Source organism: Bartonella sp. CL63NXGY (genome assembly GCF_042194905.1).
GTDB lineage: Bacteria > Pseudomonadota > Alphaproteobacteria > Rhizobiales > Rhizobiaceae > Bartonella.
On the sequence record NZ_JBHINK010000002.1, the window covers coordinates 249,479 to 266,348 of the forward strand.

The 16,870-nt window shown below is 39.3% G+C and carries 14 protein-coding genes; 11 read left to right on the forward strand and 3 right to left on the reverse strand.

Annotated features, from left to right (window positions below):
- Positions 1–12: 12 nt before the first annotated feature.
- From ACFIK0_RS02165 to ACFIK0_RS02185, 5 genes are all read left to right on the forward strand, one after another.
- Positions 13–1,380 (forward strand): pyruvate dehydrogenase complex E1 component subunit beta, encoded by a 1,368-nt coding sequence (locus ACFIK0_RS02165; protein WP_375660884.1) that lies wholly within the window; start codon positions 13–15, stop codon positions 1,378–1,380.
- Between the two features lie 14 nt (positions 1,381–1,394).
- The gene (locus tag ACFIK0_RS02170; RefSeq protein ID WP_375663405.1) at positions 1,395–2,738 is read left to right on the forward strand and encodes a pyruvate dehydrogenase complex dihydrolipoamide acetyltransferase; all 1,344 of its coding nucleotides are present in this window, start codon (positions 1,395–1,397) and stop codon (positions 2,736–2,738) included.
- Between the two features lie 213 nt (positions 2,739–2,951).
- Positions 2,952–4,412 carry a dihydrolipoyl dehydrogenase gene (lpdA, locus tag ACFIK0_RS02175; protein ID WP_375663406.1) on the forward strand — a complete coding sequence of 487 codons (1,461 nt, stop codon included), beginning with the start codon at positions 2,952–2,954 and terminating at the stop codon, positions 4,410–4,412.
- 67 nt (positions 4,413–4,479) lie between these two features.
- Positions 4,480–5,442, forward strand: coding sequence for a lipoyl synthase (gene lipA / locus ACFIK0_RS02180; protein WP_273791148.1), 963 nt, complete (start codon positions 4,480–4,482; stop codon positions 5,440–5,442).
- Between the two features lie 2 nt (positions 5,443–5,444).
- Positions 5,445–5,906, forward strand: a complete 462-nt coding sequence (locus ACFIK0_RS02185) for a type II toxin-antitoxin system RatA family toxin (protein ID WP_273791149.1) — start codon at positions 5,445–5,447, stop codon at positions 5,904–5,906.
- A 577-nt stretch (positions 5,907–6,483) separates the two neighbouring features.
- On the opposite strand, the gene ACFIK0_RS02190 is transcribed toward ACFIK0_RS02185, so the two are convergent.
- Genes ACFIK0_RS02190 through rirA form a run of 3 tightly spaced genes read right to left on the reverse strand, consistent with a single transcriptional unit; the run spans position 6,484 to position 8,627 of the window.
- Positions 6,484–6,972, reverse strand: coding sequence for a CinA family protein (locus tag ACFIK0_RS02190; RefSeq protein WP_375631353.1), 489 nt, complete (start codon positions 6,970–6,972; stop codon positions 6,484–6,486).
- Positions 6,969–8,159: a bifunctional 2-C-methyl-D-erythritol 4-phosphate cytidylyltransferase/2-C-methyl-D-erythritol 2,4-cyclodiphosphate synthase gene (locus ACFIK0_RS02195; RefSeq protein ID WP_375663412.1), complete on the reverse strand. Its 1,191-nt coding sequence runs from the start codon at positions 8,157–8,159 to the stop codon at positions 6,969–6,971. Before ACFIK0_RS02195 ends, ACFIK0_RS02190 begins: the two co-directional genes overlap by 4 nt.
- A gap of 24 nt (positions 8,160–8,183) precedes the next feature.
- Positions 8,184–8,627, reverse strand: coding sequence for an iron-responsive transcriptional regulator RirA (gene rirA / locus ACFIK0_RS02200; RefSeq protein ID WP_273791151.1), 444 nt, complete (start codon positions 8,625–8,627; stop codon positions 8,184–8,186).
- Positions 8,628–8,800: 173 nt separating this feature from the next.
- Between rirA and ACFIK0_RS02205 the strand changes: the two genes are divergently transcribed.
- The 6 genes from ACFIK0_RS02205 to clpX all read left to right on the forward strand — a co-directional run bounded on the left by ACFIK0_RS02205 (position 8,801) and on the right by clpX (position 16,865).
- Positions 8,801–11,068, forward strand: a complete 2,268-nt coding sequence (locus ACFIK0_RS02205) for a PAS domain-containing sensor histidine kinase (protein WP_273791152.1) — start codon at positions 8,801–8,803, stop codon at positions 11,066–11,068.
- A gap of 1 nt (position 11,069) precedes the next feature.
- On the forward strand, positions 11,070–12,428 hold the full coding sequence (locus ACFIK0_RS02210) for a sigma-54 dependent transcriptional regulator (RefSeq protein ID WP_273791153.1): 1,359 nt from the start codon (positions 11,070–11,072) through the stop codon (positions 12,426–12,428).
- Between the two features lie 3 nt (positions 12,429–12,431).
- A complete protein-coding gene (trkA, locus tag ACFIK0_RS02215; protein ID WP_273791154.1) occupies positions 12,432–13,808 on the forward strand; it encodes a Trk system potassium transporter TrkA in 1,377 nt (458 codons plus the stop codon).
- A gap of 10 nt (positions 13,809–13,818) precedes the next feature.
- Positions 13,819–14,628 carry a hypothetical protein gene (locus ACFIK0_RS02220; protein WP_375643072.1) on the forward strand — a complete coding sequence of 270 codons (810 nt, stop codon included), beginning with the start codon at positions 13,819–13,821 and terminating at the stop codon, positions 14,626–14,628.
- A 146-nt stretch (positions 14,629–14,774) separates the two neighbouring features.
- Entirely contained in the window at positions 14,775–15,407 is a 633-nt protein-coding gene (gene clpP, locus ACFIK0_RS02225) for an ATP-dependent Clp endopeptidase proteolytic subunit ClpP (protein WP_273791156.1), read from the forward strand.
- Positions 15,408–15,590: 183 nt separating this feature from the next.
- Positions 15,591–16,865: an ATP-dependent Clp protease ATP-binding subunit ClpX gene (gene clpX, locus ACFIK0_RS02230; protein WP_273723371.1), complete on the forward strand. Its 1,275-nt coding sequence runs from the start codon at positions 15,591–15,593 to the stop codon at positions 16,863–16,865.
- Positions 16,866–16,870: the final 5 nt, after the last annotated feature.

The following is a 16,870-nucleotide window of genomic DNA, read 5'->3' on the forward strand; positions in this document are numbered from 1 at the left end:
AGGGAAGCAAGTATGTCTATTGATATTTTGATGCCGGCGCTTTCACCAACTATGGAAGAAGGTAAACTGTCTAAATGGCTCAAGAAAGAAGGTGATAAGGTTAGCTCTGGCGATGTTATTGCTGAAATTGAAACGGATAAGGCTACAATGGAAGTAGAGGCCGTTGATGAAGGTACTCTTGGTAAAATTTTTGTGCCTGAAGGTTCAGAAGGCGTAAGGGTTAACACTGTTATTGCAATTTTGTTAGAAGAAGGTGAGCGTGCTGAGGATATTTCGCAGCCTACGGATACAGCACAAAAAACTAAGGAATCTGCTCTTTCTCTACCTTTGTCAGTTCCGCAGGCTGCTCCTACTTTTGATACATCTCTTAATTTTGATATTCCAGCGGGAACACAAATGGTTACAATGACAGTTCGTGAAGCGCTTAATCAGGCTTTGGCTGAAGAAATGCGGCGTGATGAAACAGTTTTTCTTATGGGGGAAGAAGTCGCGCAATATCAAGGTGCCTATAAGGTTAGTCAGGGTTTGTTGGAAGAGTTCGGGGAACGCCGAGTTATTGATACCCCAATTACAGAGCACGGCTTTGCTGGGCTGGCTGTTGGGGCTGCTTTTGGTGGGTTACGTCCTATTGTCGAGTTTATGACCTTTAATTTTGCGATGCAGGCGATGGACCAAATTATTAACTCAGCAGCCAAAACACGTTATATGTCTGGTGGACAAATGACCGCTCCTATGGTTTTCCGAGGTCCCAATGGTGCGGCTGCCCGTGTTGGTGCTCAACATTCTCAATGCTATGCTGCATGGTATAGTCATGTACCAGGTCTGAAAGTTGTCATGCCTTATAGTGCTGCAGATGCAAAAGGTTTGCTGAAAGCTGCTATTCGTGATGATAATCCTGTTATTTTCCTTGAAAATGAGATTTTGTATGGGCATCAATTTGATGTTCCTCAACTGGATGATTTTCTTTTGCCTATTGGTAAGGCGCGTATTCATAAGTCTGGACAAGATGTGACGATTGTTGCATGTGGAATTGGGATGCATTATGCTGTTCAAGCGTTACCAGAAATTGAAAAACTTGGTATTGATGTTGAATTGATTGATTTACGAACCATTCGCCCTATGGATCTTCCTACAATTCTTTCGTCAGTTAAAAAAACAGGTCGTTTGGTAACAATTGAAGAGGGATTTCCTCAGTCATCCGTGGGAACTGAAATAGCAACGCGTGTTATGCAGCAGGCTTTTGACTATCTTGATGCGCCAATTGCTACGATTTCTGGCAAAGATGTTCCGATGCCTTATGCCGCTAATCTTGAGAAGTTGGCTTTGCCTAATACTGCTGAAATTATTGAGGCAGTTCAGGCTGTGACATACAGAGCATAACGGAGGAAAGCATAATGCCCATTAAAATTACAATGCCAGCGCTTTCCCCTACGATGGAAGAGGGAAATTTAACAAAATGGAATATTAAGGAGGGAGATAAGGTTTCCTCTGGTGATGTTATTGCTGAAATTGAGACGGATAAAGCGACAATGGAAGTCGAAGCCGTTGATGAAGGTAGGGTTGCTAAAATTGTTGTTCCTGCTGGAACACAAGGCGTTAAAGTAAATGCTTTAATTGTTGTTTTAGCAGAAGAAGGTGAAGATTTAGCTGAAGCTGCAAAAGTTACAGAAGAAATCTCTTCTTCTACAAGACAAGAAACAGAGGGCATCAAACAGACAGATTCTCTGAAACAGACGGACTCAAAGGGAATAAAAATGTCTCATGAATCATCAACTGGGCAATTAATACAGCAAGATAAAAAAGAAGCTCGTCTTTTTGCCTCTCCCTTAGCGCGGCGATTAGCATCTCAGGCAGGTCTTGATTTATCCCTTATTTCTGGAAGTGGTCCGCATGGGCGTATTATTAAGCGCGATGTGGAAAAAGCTGTGAGCAGCGATATTTCTAAAGTGTCTTATTCATCACAGATAGGGGAGCTAACAGCTACAGGTGCTTCAGACAAACAGATATTGAAACTCTTCAAAGAGGATGAATATAGCTTCGTTCCCCATAATAATATGCGTAAAACAATCGCGACACGTTTGGTGGAATCAAAACAGAAAGTCCCACATTTCTATGTAACGGTAGATTGTGAACTTGATGCGCTATTAGCACTGCGTACACAACTGAATGCTGCTGCACCAATGGTTAAAAGGCAAGAAGAAACTCAGCCTACTTATAAGCTTTCTGTTAATGATATGGTGATCAAAGCTGTCGCACTTTCTTTGAAAGCGGTTCCTGATGCGAATGTCTCTTGGCTTGAAGGTGGGATGATTCATCATAAACATTGTGATGTTGGGGTTGCTGTTTCCATTCCCAATGGATTAATTACACCGATTATTCGCCATGCAGAGGAAAAGCCGTTATCACTTATTTCCAAAGAGATGAAGGATTTTGCAAAGCGTGCGCGCGAGGGCAAGTTAAAAATGGAAGAATATCAGGGTGGAACAACAGCTGTATCAAATATGGGGATGTATGGTATAAAAAGTTTTTCTGCTATTCTTAATCCACCGCATGCGACGATTTTTGCGATTGGAGCAGGGGAGCAGCGCGCCGTTGTTAAAAATGATGCATTAGTCGTTGCGACAGTTATGTCAGTTACGATTTCTGCTGATCATCGTGCTGTCGATGGTGCTTTAGCAGCAGAGATCGCGCGGACTTTTAAAAAGATGATTGAAAATCCATTAGCAATGTTGGTTTGAACTGTTTAACAGTTTTTCACGTAAATTGTGAGAGAGTGTATTAAGAGAATAAAAGCAAATTTAACGAGTTTGAAGAGCAATGTTATTGCTATTTCTGGTTTGGGTAAAGCATTTACGTAAGCAAAAGACATAAGATAATTCTGTCATGTTATTTTGCAGACTTAAGTTCAAAAAGTGCATATCCGTTTTATATATATCCATGGAGGAATTACTGTGGCAAATCTTTATGATGTAATTGTGATTGGATCAGGTCCAGGCGGATATGTAACCGCAATTCGTGCAGCACAATGTGGCTTTAAGACTGCGATTGTTGAACGTGAACATTTGGGAGGGATCTGTTTAAATTGGGGATGTATTCCCACAAAGGCCCTTCTACGTTCAGCGGAAATGAAACATTTTGCTGAACATGCGAAAAATTATGGACTAAAAATTAATGGTTCAATTGAGGCAAACATCAAAGATGTTGTGGCACGTTCACGCGGTGTTTCAGCACGTTTAAATGCTGGTGTTGATTTTCTAATGAAAAAAAACAAAATTGATATTATTTGGGGTGAAGCAAAGCTTACTAAAGAAGCAAAGGGAAGCCATCCTGCGGAAATTGTGGTTTCTTCATCCTCCAAACCGATTATGCAACCGCAAAATCCAGTCCCTAAAGGGGCGTTAGGGGAGGGAACTTATCAAGCAAAGCATATCATTATTGCAACGGGCGCACGTCCTCGTGTTCTTCCTGGTATTGAGCCAGATGGAAAACTCATTTGGACTTATTTTGAAGCTATGATACCGCCAGCAATGCCAAAATCGCTTTTGGTTATAGGGTCTGGGGCTATTGGCATTGAATTTGCCTCTTTTTATCGTGATATGGGGGCGACAGTAACTGTTGTTGAAATGATGCCCCATATCATGCCTGCTGAAGATATTGAAATTTCAACGTTTGCTCGTAAACAGTTAGAGAAAAGAGGTTTACGCATTCTTCGTCAAGCAAAAGTAACAAAGGTTGAAAAGTCTTCCGATTCTGTGACTGTACATATTGATGTTCAAGGTAAAATAGAGACAATAACTGTTGACCGGTTAATTTCCGCTGTAGGGGTGCAAGGTAATATTGAGAATCTTGGTTTAGAATCTTTGAGAATAAAAACCGATCGCGGGTGCATTGTAACTGATGAATGGAGTTGGACGGGGGTGGAAGGCATTTATGCTATTGGTGATGTAGCAGGTCCTCCTATGTTGGCCCATAAAGCAGAAGAAGAAGGAGTGATATGTATTGAGCATCTTGCAGGTTTGAAGAGTGCTCATCCGCTTGATAAAAGAAAAATTCCAGGGTGTACATATTGTACACCACAGGTTGCCTCTGTAGGGCTTTCAGAAGCGGCTGCAAAAGAAGCAGGTTATGATATACGTATTGGTCGTTATTCTTTTGCTGCGAATGGTAAGGCGATTGCTTTGGGTGAAGATCAGGGGTTAGTAAAAACGATTTTTGATAAAAAAACAGGACAGCTTCTCGGGGCCCATATGGTAGGGGCTGAGGTAACAGAATTGATACAGGGTTTTGTTATTGCTATGAATCTTGAAACAACAGAAGAAGAATTAATGCATACTGTCTTTCCACATCCGACCTTATCGGAAATGATGAAAGAAAGTGTATTAGATGCTTATGGTCAAGTTTTAAACGCTTGATGACTGGATTGTATGAAAAATTTTATATTTTTGATTGTTACTTCGTATTTATAAGGCAAAGGCTTAAATGGTTACGGTTGTTGATAGAGTTACAAATAGACGTTTGCGTCATCCTGAAAAGGCACATCGTCCTGATACAAGCGTTCAAAAAAAGCCAGATTGGATTCGTGTAAAAGCGCCAACATCACCAATTTATAAGGAAACACATGGTATTGTACGTACGCATAAGTTAGTGACTGTATGCGAAGAAGCTGGTTGCCCTAATATTGGCGAATGTTGGAGCCAGAGGCATGCTAGCTTTATGATTTTAGGTGAAATATGTACGCGTGCTTGTGCTTTTTGTAACGTTGCAACAGGTATTCCACTTGCCGTTGATGATAATGAGCCAGAACGTGTCGCCGATGCTGTTGCACGGATGGAATTAAAACATGTTGTCATTACATCTGTTGATCGTGATGATCTTGCTGATGGTGGTGCTGAGCATTTTGCAAAAGTTATTTATGCGATTCGTCAAAAAACTCCTAAAACAACAATTGAAGTTCTTACACCTGATTTTCGTCATAAGGATGGCGCTTTAGAAGTTGTTGTTGCTGCTAAGCCTGATGTTTTTAATCATAACTTAGAAACAGTTCCTTCTAAATATTTGAAGGTCCGTCCAGGGGCGCGTTATTTTCATTCAATTCGTTTATTACAACGCGTTAAAGAACTTGATCCAACAATTTTTACAAAATCGGGAATTATGGTTGGCCTTGGGGAGGAGCGAAATGAGATTTTGCAATTGATGGATGATTTGCGCGCTGCTGATGTTGACTTTATGACAATTGGACAATATTTGCAGCCTACACGAAAACATCATCCAGTTGTTCGTTTTGTGCCTCCTGAAGAATTTGAGTCTTTTGCCAAGATTGGTAAAGTAAAAGGATTTTTACATATGGCTTCCAATCCTCTGACGCGTTCATCTCATCACGCTGGAGATGATTTTGCCATTTTGCAAAAAGCGCGTGATGAAAAATTTTCCTTACAGAGATAATTATGCCGATTTTTACAATACATCGGCAGATCACCCATAGTGCCAGTGAAATGTTTGATCTGGTTTCAGATATTGAGCGTTATCCTGAATTTTTACCAATGTGTGAGTCTTTAATAATACGTTCTCGAAAAGAATATGGAAAAAAAATATTGCTTCTTGCGGATATGACCGTTGGCTATAAGATTATTCGTGAAACTTTTACGACTCAAGTATTTCTTCAGCCGGAAAAAAGTCTTATAGAAGTTAAATATATTGATGGTCCATTCAAATATCTTGAAAATCGTTGGGCCTTTCATGATATTGAAAATACCAATGCATGTAATGTAGAGTTTTTTATTGATTATGAATTTAAAAGTAAAACGCTTGGATTAGTGATGGGCTCAATGTTTGATATTGCGTTTCGTAAATTTACCGAGGCTTTTGAGAAGCGTGCGCATCAGATTTATGGCTCTACGGTAACATAGTCTATTCTGTTATTTTTTAACAATACGTATTGCTTATAACAGCGTGAAGGTGAAAACCGGTTTCCATCTTTACTATTTGTTTTTAATTCAGCTTTCAAAAGCATATTGAAGGAACATCATTTTAAATGATGAAGATGATGTACAGCTTCACTCTTTTGTTTCTCTCTTTTTTAATGGATACATATCCGTTAAACAGAACGCCCAAATAGAACATGCTTGCGTCATACCCATTTCATAATAGTGCTCATAATAAATAGTATAGATCCTTCGTAAAAGCATATAAACTCCACATCTGTACGTTTATGAACAAGTCAGCCTGCACCATTTATTTGCCATCTCTCAAGATGTTGCGCCAGCTCTTAGCACTTGAGAGAGAGGTACAAGTGTCCCTTTCTTTAATCATTTTATTTACTACAGTTTTTTTCTCTTGTGGCGTGCAAGTGAATAAATTTGATTAATTCAACCTACACAGGGCTGAAGTGAGATAACTTTACGCTATTCAGGTCTTTCATTTTCAAGTTGTGGGCGATTATAGACTCAATGTGGAATAGAGAATTTTGAAATTAGTATGGGGAATTCAGTGAAGTAATTCCAGAATCATTTTAAAAACATTTTCAACAGTTGCATGGCGGATAGCATTGCGATTAAGATGAGCAAAGTGCATTTCTTTGTGCAGGGGGGGGTGATTTTTGTAAGCAACTGCGCAATGCACAAGTCCTACAGGTTTATCAAGACTTGCACCTCCTGGACCAGCAATCCCTGTTACAGAAACTGCAATGTCAGCTTGTGAATGTTTTAATCCACCCTCAGCCATTGCAAGAGCAACTTCTTTTGAAACGGCACCATAGGTTCTTATAAGTTCAGCACAAACGCCAACAAGGCGTGTTTTGGATTCATTTGAATAAACAACAAATCCACAATCGAGAACATCTGACGATCCTGCAATATTTGTGAGGCTTGCAGCAATGAGTCCCCCTGTACAAGACTCTACAGTTGTTAACAGTAAACCTTTTTGGCGAAAGGTATTAAGGACTTCATGTGCTTGTTTTTCACAAAGATATGTCATTGGGGAATTTCTCCTGAATAAAGAACGCTCGCTGTTGCAAGAGCAGCAATTCCCTCACCACGACCAATAAATCCAAGCTTTTCATTTGTTGTTGCTTTGATAGAGATTCGATCAGGTGTCATTGCAAGTATTGTCATAAGATTTTCTGTCATAGCATGACGATAGGGACCAATTTTAGGATTTTCAGCGATAATTGTGATATCAACATTGGCGATACGACCACCTGCTTGTTTTATAATATCGAGAGCATGACGGAGAAAAATTTCTGATGATACATTTTTCCATTGAGGATCAGAGGGAGGAAAATGTGTACCGATATCTCCAGCACCTTGAGTTGCAAGAAGGGCATCTGTTAATGCATGAAGAGCAACATCCGCATCGGAGTGTCCATTTAATTTTTTATGAAAAGGGATTTTTATACCACATAATATAAGAAAATCACCATCCTCAAAAGAGTGAACATCATAACCATTGCCGGTACGGATATCAGGAAACATTTGCATTTTCTTTTGGAGATATAAATGTGCAGTATTAAAATCTTCATGCCATGTAATTTTTATGTTGTTAGGATCCCCAGGAACGGTACGCATAGGAATTCCAAACCATTCGGCAATTGCAGAATCGTCAGTGAATTCTTGTTTGCAAGCTTGTTTTGCTTGTTTATGGGCCGCTAAGATATGTTCAAAGGGAAAACACTGTGGAGTTTGTGCACTATAAAGATGGGTACGGGGAATTGTTTCTAAAACATGCTGATTATTTATACGTTTAAGGGTATCAGAGATGGGCAGAACAGGAAGAACACCTTCTTGAGGCGTGATAGTGTTGTGAATGTTATTAAAAAGCTTGTTTTCAATAAAAGGGCGTGCACCATCATGAATATGCACATATTGGGGGGAAAATTTTTTAAGTGCCTGAAGTCCATGTAAGGTAGAGATTTGACGTGTATTGCCTCCTTCAACGATAATAAGGCGCTCTTTAAAATCGCCAATAGCTTGTTCACAGATTTGACGATCTTCTGGATGAATAACAAGGATAATTGTTGTGATAGCTGGATGCTGCAAAAAACAATGCACGGTATGATAAATAATCGGCTTTTGTCCTAGAAGCCGATATTGTTTTGGAATTTTATAGGGAGATCCTGCTCTTTCACCCCGTCCAGCGGCTAATATTATTGCTGCAATAGAAATACTTAATCTCCTTGTATTATAATCTTAGTTTTCTTTTTTGTCATTAATTTTAAAATGATTTTGAAAGGATGGTTGTTGTAGATCAGCAAGGGATATCATGGACAACACCTCAAAAAAAGCATTTAATGCTTTTTGAAGTGCGGTATTTAAACCACAAAAATCAAACAAGGGGCAAGTTGGTTCTGCAGTATCGAAACATTCTGCTAGGGAAAAGTTGTCTTCTGTTACTTTCACAACATCAGCGACTGAAATCTCTGCTGCGGGTTTAGCCAATCTAACTCCACCATTGCGTCCACGCACTGTTTGTATAAAACCTGCTTGAACAAGCAGCTGAAGGATTTTAAATAAAAAAAGTTCTGAAACGGCATATGCTTTAGCAATTTCTGGAACACGACTGAGAGTTCCCTGATTATCTGCACAATACATGAGCATTCGAAGAGCATAATTTGTTTGTTTTGTTAATCGCATCTCATTTCCTTCGTAAAGTATCGTCGAACACAGTCTATTTTAAAGATATTTTGCAAAATATAGAAGCTTTTCCTCATTGACTATATTTGCCCTATTTTAAATGTAGTATTAGTATTGTCAATTTTTGCTACAAAAGGTTATATGAGAATAATGGGATAAGGGTATGTAAGCTCATGACGAATATAACATCTGTGACGAATCTTCAAGACATAGATAAAAATACTTATAACGATGAGTTGTATCGTTTAAGTAAGGTATATATTTTTTTAGGGATTACAATTATTGTATTGGCTTTACTTACGGCCTCTGTTTCGTTTATTATTCTTATTGGATTAACTCCTGTTGTTCCCAGTAGAACAGTAACCCTTATTCTTATAGGGATTAATAGTTTTTGGGTTTTAGGGCTTATTGTCATCGTTTTTTATGAGATGATTCCGATCATTCGTGCTTGGCGTTCAAGGCGTGCAGGATCGCGTCTTCATGTGCGTCTTATTTCATTGTTTGCACTTGTTGCGACAATGCCAGCTGTTGCTGTAGCTCTTGTATCGGGTCCAGCACTAAATTTGGGACTTGATCGATGGTTTGATACAACAACGCGGCAAATTGTGGGCTCTTCTATTGATTTAGCAAATGCTTATGCAGATGAAATGCTTCAAAATTTAAAAAATTTATCCTACGCGATGGCATTTGCACTTGATAACAAAAAACTCTTAGAACGTAATCCAGCTGAATATAGGATGCAATTGACGCGTCATGCTATAGGACGCAATTTGCGTGGTGCATTTTTGTTAAGTTCTAGCGGAGCTATTTTTGTATCGAGTGCTCTTGGTGATGAAGATAAACTGCCAATTCCTCCTTCTCATCTTATTGAACGTGCAACCAGTGCGAGACCTTTTTCTTTTCAACCAGGCGTTCATGATTATTTTGGTATTATTTTAAAATTTACCAACATTCCAAACACATTTTTATATTTGGTGCGTGACGTTGATAAAGGTGTTTTATCTGCTTTGCGTTTGACAGAAGTTAATACAGATCGTTATCGTGATTTAAATGAAAATCGCCTGCTGACACAGATTGCATTTGGTATGCTTTATTTGTGTCTTTTTTTTAGTTTATTCTTATCAGCTATTTGGGCTGCTATTGCTGTTGCTGATCGTTTAGTGCGTCCTATTCGTCTTCTCATTAGTGCTGCCGATGATGTTGCTTCTGGAAATATGGAAATTTTCGTGCCAGTACGAGCAAAAGATGGAGATATTGGGCAATTATCCAAAACTTTTAATTACATGGTCAGTGAATTGAAAAGTCGGCGTAATGAGTTGATTGCAGTGCGTGATCAAATTGATGAAAGACGGCGTTTTTCTGAAGCTGTGTTATCGGGTGTAACAGCGGGAGTAGCAGGTATAGATGATAATGGTGATATCACCATTATCAATCGGTCTATTGAAGCGATGTTTGATATTCGCTCTGAGCACGTTGTTGGACAAAGTCTTTTATCTTTAAGCGCTGAAATTTGGCAGGTTTTTCAGTTTGTGCGTTCATTAGATCGTAAAAACCATCGTGAACAGGTCACTTTAAACGTTGCAGGAAAAGAGCGTGTCTGTAATGTTCAAGTTACGATGGAGGAGGATGATGGACAGGGGCAATCTTGGGTTCTAACAATTGATGATATTACTGACCTTGTTGCAGCGCAACGTACAGCAGCGTGGGCGGATATTGCGCGGCGTATTGCGCACGAAATTAAAAATCCTCTTACACCTATTCAGTTATCCGCTGAACGCATTCGTAAACGTTATAACAAAGCTATTACACAAGATAGAGAGGTTTTTGAGCGGTGTATTGACACGATTATTCGGCAGGTTGGAGATATTGGGCGTATGGTTGATGAGTTTTCCTCTTTTGCACGTATGCCCAAACCCAAAATGCATATTTTAGATATACGAGAATTGTTGCGCGAAGCATGTTTCTTGATAGAGGTGACGCGACATGATATTCATTTTGAGCAAGATTTAGGAACTCTACCACTTATGGGTGCATTTGATAACCGTCTCATTGTACAGGCTTTCTGCAATGTTATCAAAAACGCGAGCGAATCCATAGATTCAGTTATGCGAGAGGAAAATATTCACGGTCATATTCTTGTCCGTTCTTATCGACAGAAAGAATGGGTGGTTGTGGATGTTGTTGATAACGGGAAAGGACTTCCTAAAGAGCAAAGACAAAAGTTATTAGAACCCTATATAACAACGCGGGAAAAAGGAACAGGACTGGGGTTAGCCATTGTGCGCAAAGTTATTGAAGATCACGGTGGTTTCATGGAGCTTCATGATGCACCGGAGAGTTTTTATGAAGGTCGTGGTGCGATGATCCGTTTGATATTTCCTGCGGATGGGGGTAAGCAGGGTAATATTATACAAGCCATAAATCATAAGATAGGGGAATAGTATGGTATCAGATATCTTGATTGTTGATGATGAAGCAGATATTCGTGAGCTTGTTGCTGGTATTTTAGAGGATGAAGGTTATGAAACGCGCGTTGCTTGTAACTCTGATGAAGCATTGGCTCAAATTAGTGAGCGTATTCCAAAGCTCATTTTTTTGGATATTTGGCTACAGGGTAGTCGTCTCGATGGTTTAGCACTGCTTGATGAAATTAAAACACAATATCCGGCTCTTCCGGTCGTTATGATCTCTGGTCATGGTAATATTGAGACGGCTGTTTCCGCTATAAAGCGAGGGGCATATGATTTCATTGAAAAACCTTTTAAAGCTGATAGACTTGTATTGGTTGCAGAGAGAACACTTGAAAATTCAAATTTAAAACGTGAGCTTTTAGAATTACGAAAGCGTTCGAACGAGACATTAGAGTTGCTCGGAAAATCGACAGTTATAAAAAATTTGCGTCAAATCATAGAAAAAGTAGCACCAACCAATAGTCGCATCATGATAACAGGTCCTTCAGGGGCAGGAAAAGAGACTGTTGCACGAACTATTCATGCGCTCTCAACGCGTTCGAATGGGCCATTTGTTACAATAAATGCTGCAACGATTACTCCGGAAAGAATGGAAATAGAGCTGTTTGGCAGCGAAATGGAGGGAAGAGAGCGTAAAATCGGTGCCTTAGAGGAAGCTCATGGCGGTATATTATATCTTGATGAAATTGCTGACATGCCACGTGAGACTCAAGGGAAGATTCTTCGGGTTTTAACGGGGCAAACATTTGAGAGAATTGGCGGCACAAAACGTGTTAAGGTGGATGTCCGTATCATTTCTTCGACAGCGCAAAATCTTGAAAACCTCATTTCTGATGGGCGCTTTAGGGAGGATCTTTTTCACCGTCTTTCCGTTGTTCCTATTGTTGTTCCGCCCCTTTCAGCGCGTCGTGAAGATATTCCAGAACTTGTACATCATTTTGTAAAAACAATATCACAGCAGGTTGGGATTAAACCGCGTGCAATCAGTGATGATGTGATTGCTATTTTGCAAACGCACGCTTGGCCGGGTAATGTGCGGCAATTACGTAATAATATTGAGCGTCTTCTTATTCTTGTGCGGGATGGTGATGGTCCTATAACAGCGGACTTTCTTCCCAGTGAAGTAAGTGATTCTTTGCCACGCCTTCAAATGGATTCAGATGAAAGTATAATGGATTTGCCGTTACGTGAAGCTCGAGAATTGTTTGAAAAGAGATATTTAGTGGCGCAGATTGGGCGTTTGGGTGGAAATATATCACGTACTGCTGAATTTATAGGCATGGAGCGTTCAGCTTTGCACCGTAAACTTAAAGCGCTTGGAGTTTCTTAAGCGATGCGTGTTATTATTTGTGGAGCAGGACAGGTTGGTTATGGGATAGCAGAGCGTCTTGCTGCTGAAAATCATGATGTTACTGTTATTGATATCGAAACGAGATTAATTGAAAAGATTCGCGATACATTGGATGTGAGAGGTTTTGTTGGTCACGGTTCACGGCCTGAAGTTCTTTTGGCAGCGGATGCAGACAAAGCTGATATGTTGATTGCTGTTACTTTGTTTGATGAAGTCAATATGGTAGCTTGCCAAGTAGCACATTCATTATTTAATGTGCCCACAAAAATTGCTCGTATTCGCTCACAATCTTATTTAGAGCCACGTTATAAGACGCTTTTTTCCAGAGAGAATATTCCCATTGATGTGGTTATTTCGCCAGAAGTTGAAGTTGGGGAAATGGTTTTGCGCCGTATTGCTTTACCTGGTGCAATAGATGTTCTTTATTTTTGTAATGATGATATTGTTGCGTTAGCCTTGGAATGTATGGAAGATTGTCCAGTTATTAATACACCTTTGCGTCAATTAACAGAGCTTTTTCCAGATCTTCATACGACGGTTACCGCTATTAAACGTGGCGCGGAATTATTGGTTGCACATTCAGAAACGCAATTACGCGTTGGTGATATAACCTATCTTGTTGTTTCTCGTGAACAGATGCGTCGTGCTGTTGGGCTTTTTGGTCATAAAGAACAAGATGCACACCGCATGATTATTGCAGGGGGTGGTCACATTGGCCTTTATGTTGCACAGGCGATTGAAAAGCGTTTCCATAAATTAAAATTGAAGATTATAGAATCGCATAGAGAAAGAGCTCTTACAATTGCTGATCAGCTTGAAAAAACGACAGTCTTATACGGTAACGTGTTAGATCCAGTGATTCTTCAAGATGCGGGAATTGATCAGTCCGATTTAATGATTACATTGACCAATCAAGATCAGGTTAATCTCTTAAGCGCTATTATTGCTAAAAGATTGGGCTGCAAAGCCAATATGGTATTGATTAATAATGTTGCCTATCAAGAATTTAGTCGTGCTGTTGGTGTGGATGCATATCTTAATCCCCATAGCGTTACAATATCGAGAATTTTGCAACAAATGCGCCGTGGGCGTATTCGTTCTGTTCATTCAGTTTTTAATGGCCGAGCAGAAATTATTGAAGCTGAAGTGATGCAAACATCTTCATTAGTTGGTAAGTCATTATCAGAGCTCAATTTATCAGATGGTTTGAGAATTGGTGCAATTTATCGCAATAAGACAATAATACAGCTTTCGGCAGATACGCGTATTTTGTCTGGTGATAGAATAGTGATTTTTGCTCTTGCTGATAGAGTTCGTGATGTTGAACAACTCTTTCGCGTAAGTTTAGAATATTTTTGATGTATTATCTATGGATATTTGTACTTTTTGGTATAGTGGACAATTAAGATTGGTGGATAGGCTTTGTTTGTCTTCAATGGTTAAAACTGGACAGCGCGTTAAGCTTTTTAGTTATGATAAAAAAATAGATAATCTCCCTGCTGGTGTTGAGCTGCATGAAGCCGAATCAATTTTACCACGCTCAGCAATTTATCGCCTTGATCCCGATTTTTCTGATGATAAACTAGGGTGTACAATTGTTCAGTTCTCGGATTTTTTTCGTGTTATGCTGATGAAATATCAACAAGGTGTTTGGTTAGATACAGATGTTTACCTTGTTAAACAATTTCATCCAGATGCCGATAAGGTTTGGTTGGCAAGAGAAAATAATACAAGAGTAGGCGTTTCTGCACTTTATTTTCCACCCAATAACCCTGTTATAAAAATATTTGAAGATTATTGGGCAGGCACAGAAATTATTCCTCATTGGCTTGGGTTTAAGCGTCGTGTTTGGAGACCGTTCTGGTTAAAGAGGAAAAAAATGCCGATTTTACCGGGAAATCTTGGCGTTACAATATTTGGCAATGATGGTATTTCACGATTAGCAAAACGATATGGTTTTTTTCATGAAGCAAGGGAAAAGGAAACTTTTTATTATTGGACTGGGCGAAAAACTGAACGTATTTTTGAACCAGCTTTTGGCGTAAAGCCGCTTACAGATTCACGCTTGATAGGCTTTCATATTCACAGAAAGACAAAGACCACGAAAAGACCTCAGGAAGGAAGTTTTTACCATTGGGCGGTATCTCGCATTCCTGATGTTCATCATTTGTTTAGGTAGAGTTATTATTGCTATTTTAACTATTGAGATTTTAATCTATCTTATACATCTCTTGATTGTAGCTTGCACAAGAGAGTAATGTTAGCATATGGATAAAAACATTGAATGTGTAAAGAGCGGTTGTTATATGAACGGAAAGTAAAAATATGAGTGATCCAATGAAAACAGCATTAAGCCTTGTTCCTATGGTTATTGAACAAACCAATCGTGGTGAGCGGGCCTATGATATTTTTTCCCGTCTTTTAAAGGAGCGGATTATTTTTATTAATGGTCCTGTTGAAGATGGTATGGCAATGCTTGTTTGTGCACAATTGCTTTTCTTAGAAGCGGAAAATCCTAAAAAAGAAATTAGTCTTTATATTAATTCTCCAGGTGGTGTCGTAACATCTGGTATGGCTATTTATGATACTATGCAGTTTATTCGCCCTCCTGTTTCTACGCTTTGCATGGGGCAAGCGGCATCTATGGGGTCTTTATTGTTAACAGCTGGAGCAAAAGGTCATCGTTTTACATTGCCAAACGCACGTATTATGGTGCATCAACCATCTGGAGGTTTTCAAGGTCAAGCTTCAGATATTGAGCGACATGCGCAAGATATTATAAAGATGAAACGGCGTTTAAATGAAATTTATGTCCAACATACGGGTCAAGATTATGAGGTTATAGAGAAAACTCTCGATCGCGATCATTTTATGACAGCAGAAGAAGCCAAAGCGTTTGGCTTAGTTGATGATGTTATACAATATCGTGCAGAAACTGAAAAAGAAGAAAAAGATTAAGAATTTTTATAGAAAAAACAGCTACTTTAAATCAAAGAGTTTTATAAAAAATATCGCAAAATAAGAGAAACACCTAAAAATATTGAGACATGCATGGTTTTCTATATGTCTTTTAGTTTTCATGATGAAAAGCTTCCTTTGAAAAGGCAAAGTATTCATATATCGTGGTGAAAGGAAAGAAAAATGAGCAAAATTAGCAATAGCGGGAACGAATCAAAAAATACTCTCTATTGCTCGTTCTGCGGCAAGAGTCAGCATGAGGTGCGTAAGCTCATTGCGGGGCCTACTGTATTTATCTGTGATGAATGTGTAGAGCTTTGCATGGATATTATTCGGGAAGAAAATAAGTCTTCTGGGGTTAAGGTGCGTGATGGTGTTCCCACGCCACAGGAAATTATAACAGTTCTTGATGATTATGTTATTGGTCAGCAGCATGCGAAGCGTGTTCTTTCTGTTGCTGTGCATAATCATTATAAACGGTTGGCGCATCAGTCTAAAAGCAATGATATTGAGTTGGCAAAATCAAATATTCTTCTTGTTGGTCCAACGGGCTGCGGTAAAACTTATCTCGCACAAACATTAGCACGTATTATTGATGTACCTTTTACGATGGCGGATGCGACCACTTTGACTGAAGCAGGTTATGTGGGGGAAGATGTTGAAAATATTATTCTTAAGCTTCTTCAAGCAGCAGATTATAATGTTGAACGTGCACAGCGTGGTATTGTTTATATCGATGAGGTTGATAAGATTTCTCGTAAAGCAGATAATCCTTCTATTACAAGAGATGTTTCGGGGGAAGGAGTTCAGCAAGCGTTATTAAAAATTATGGAAGGAACGATTGCTTCTGTTCCTCCTCAAGGTGGACGTAAGCATCCGCAACAAGAGTTTCTTCAGGTTGACACCACAAACATCTTATTCATTTGTGGAGGAGCTTTTGCAGGTTTAGAACGGATTATTTCAGGGCGTGGTGAAAAAACTTCTATTGGTTTTTCTGCGACCGTTAAGGCTCCTGATGAGCGTTGTGTCGGTGAAATTTTTCGTGATTTAGAGCCTGAAGATCTTATAAAATTTGGTTTAATACCAGAATTTATTGGACGCCTTCCTATAGTCGCTACCTTAGAGGATTTAGATGTTAACGCCCTCATGCAAATTTTATCACAACCTAAAAATGCGTTAGTAAAGCAATATCAGCGTCTTTTTGAAATGGAGAATGTCGAGTTAGCATTTCATGAAGATGCTTTACGTGTTATTGCAAAGAAAGCAATTGAACGTAAAACTGGTGCTCGTGGTTTGCGTTCAATTATGGAGAAGATCCTTCTTGAGACGATGTTTGAGCTACCGGCTCTTGAAGGCGTTCAAAAAGTGGTTATTTCGAGTGATGTCGTTGATGGGAAAGCGCGTCCTCTTTATATTTACTCAGAACGTGCAGAAGATAAAGAAAATGTATCAGCATGACATTG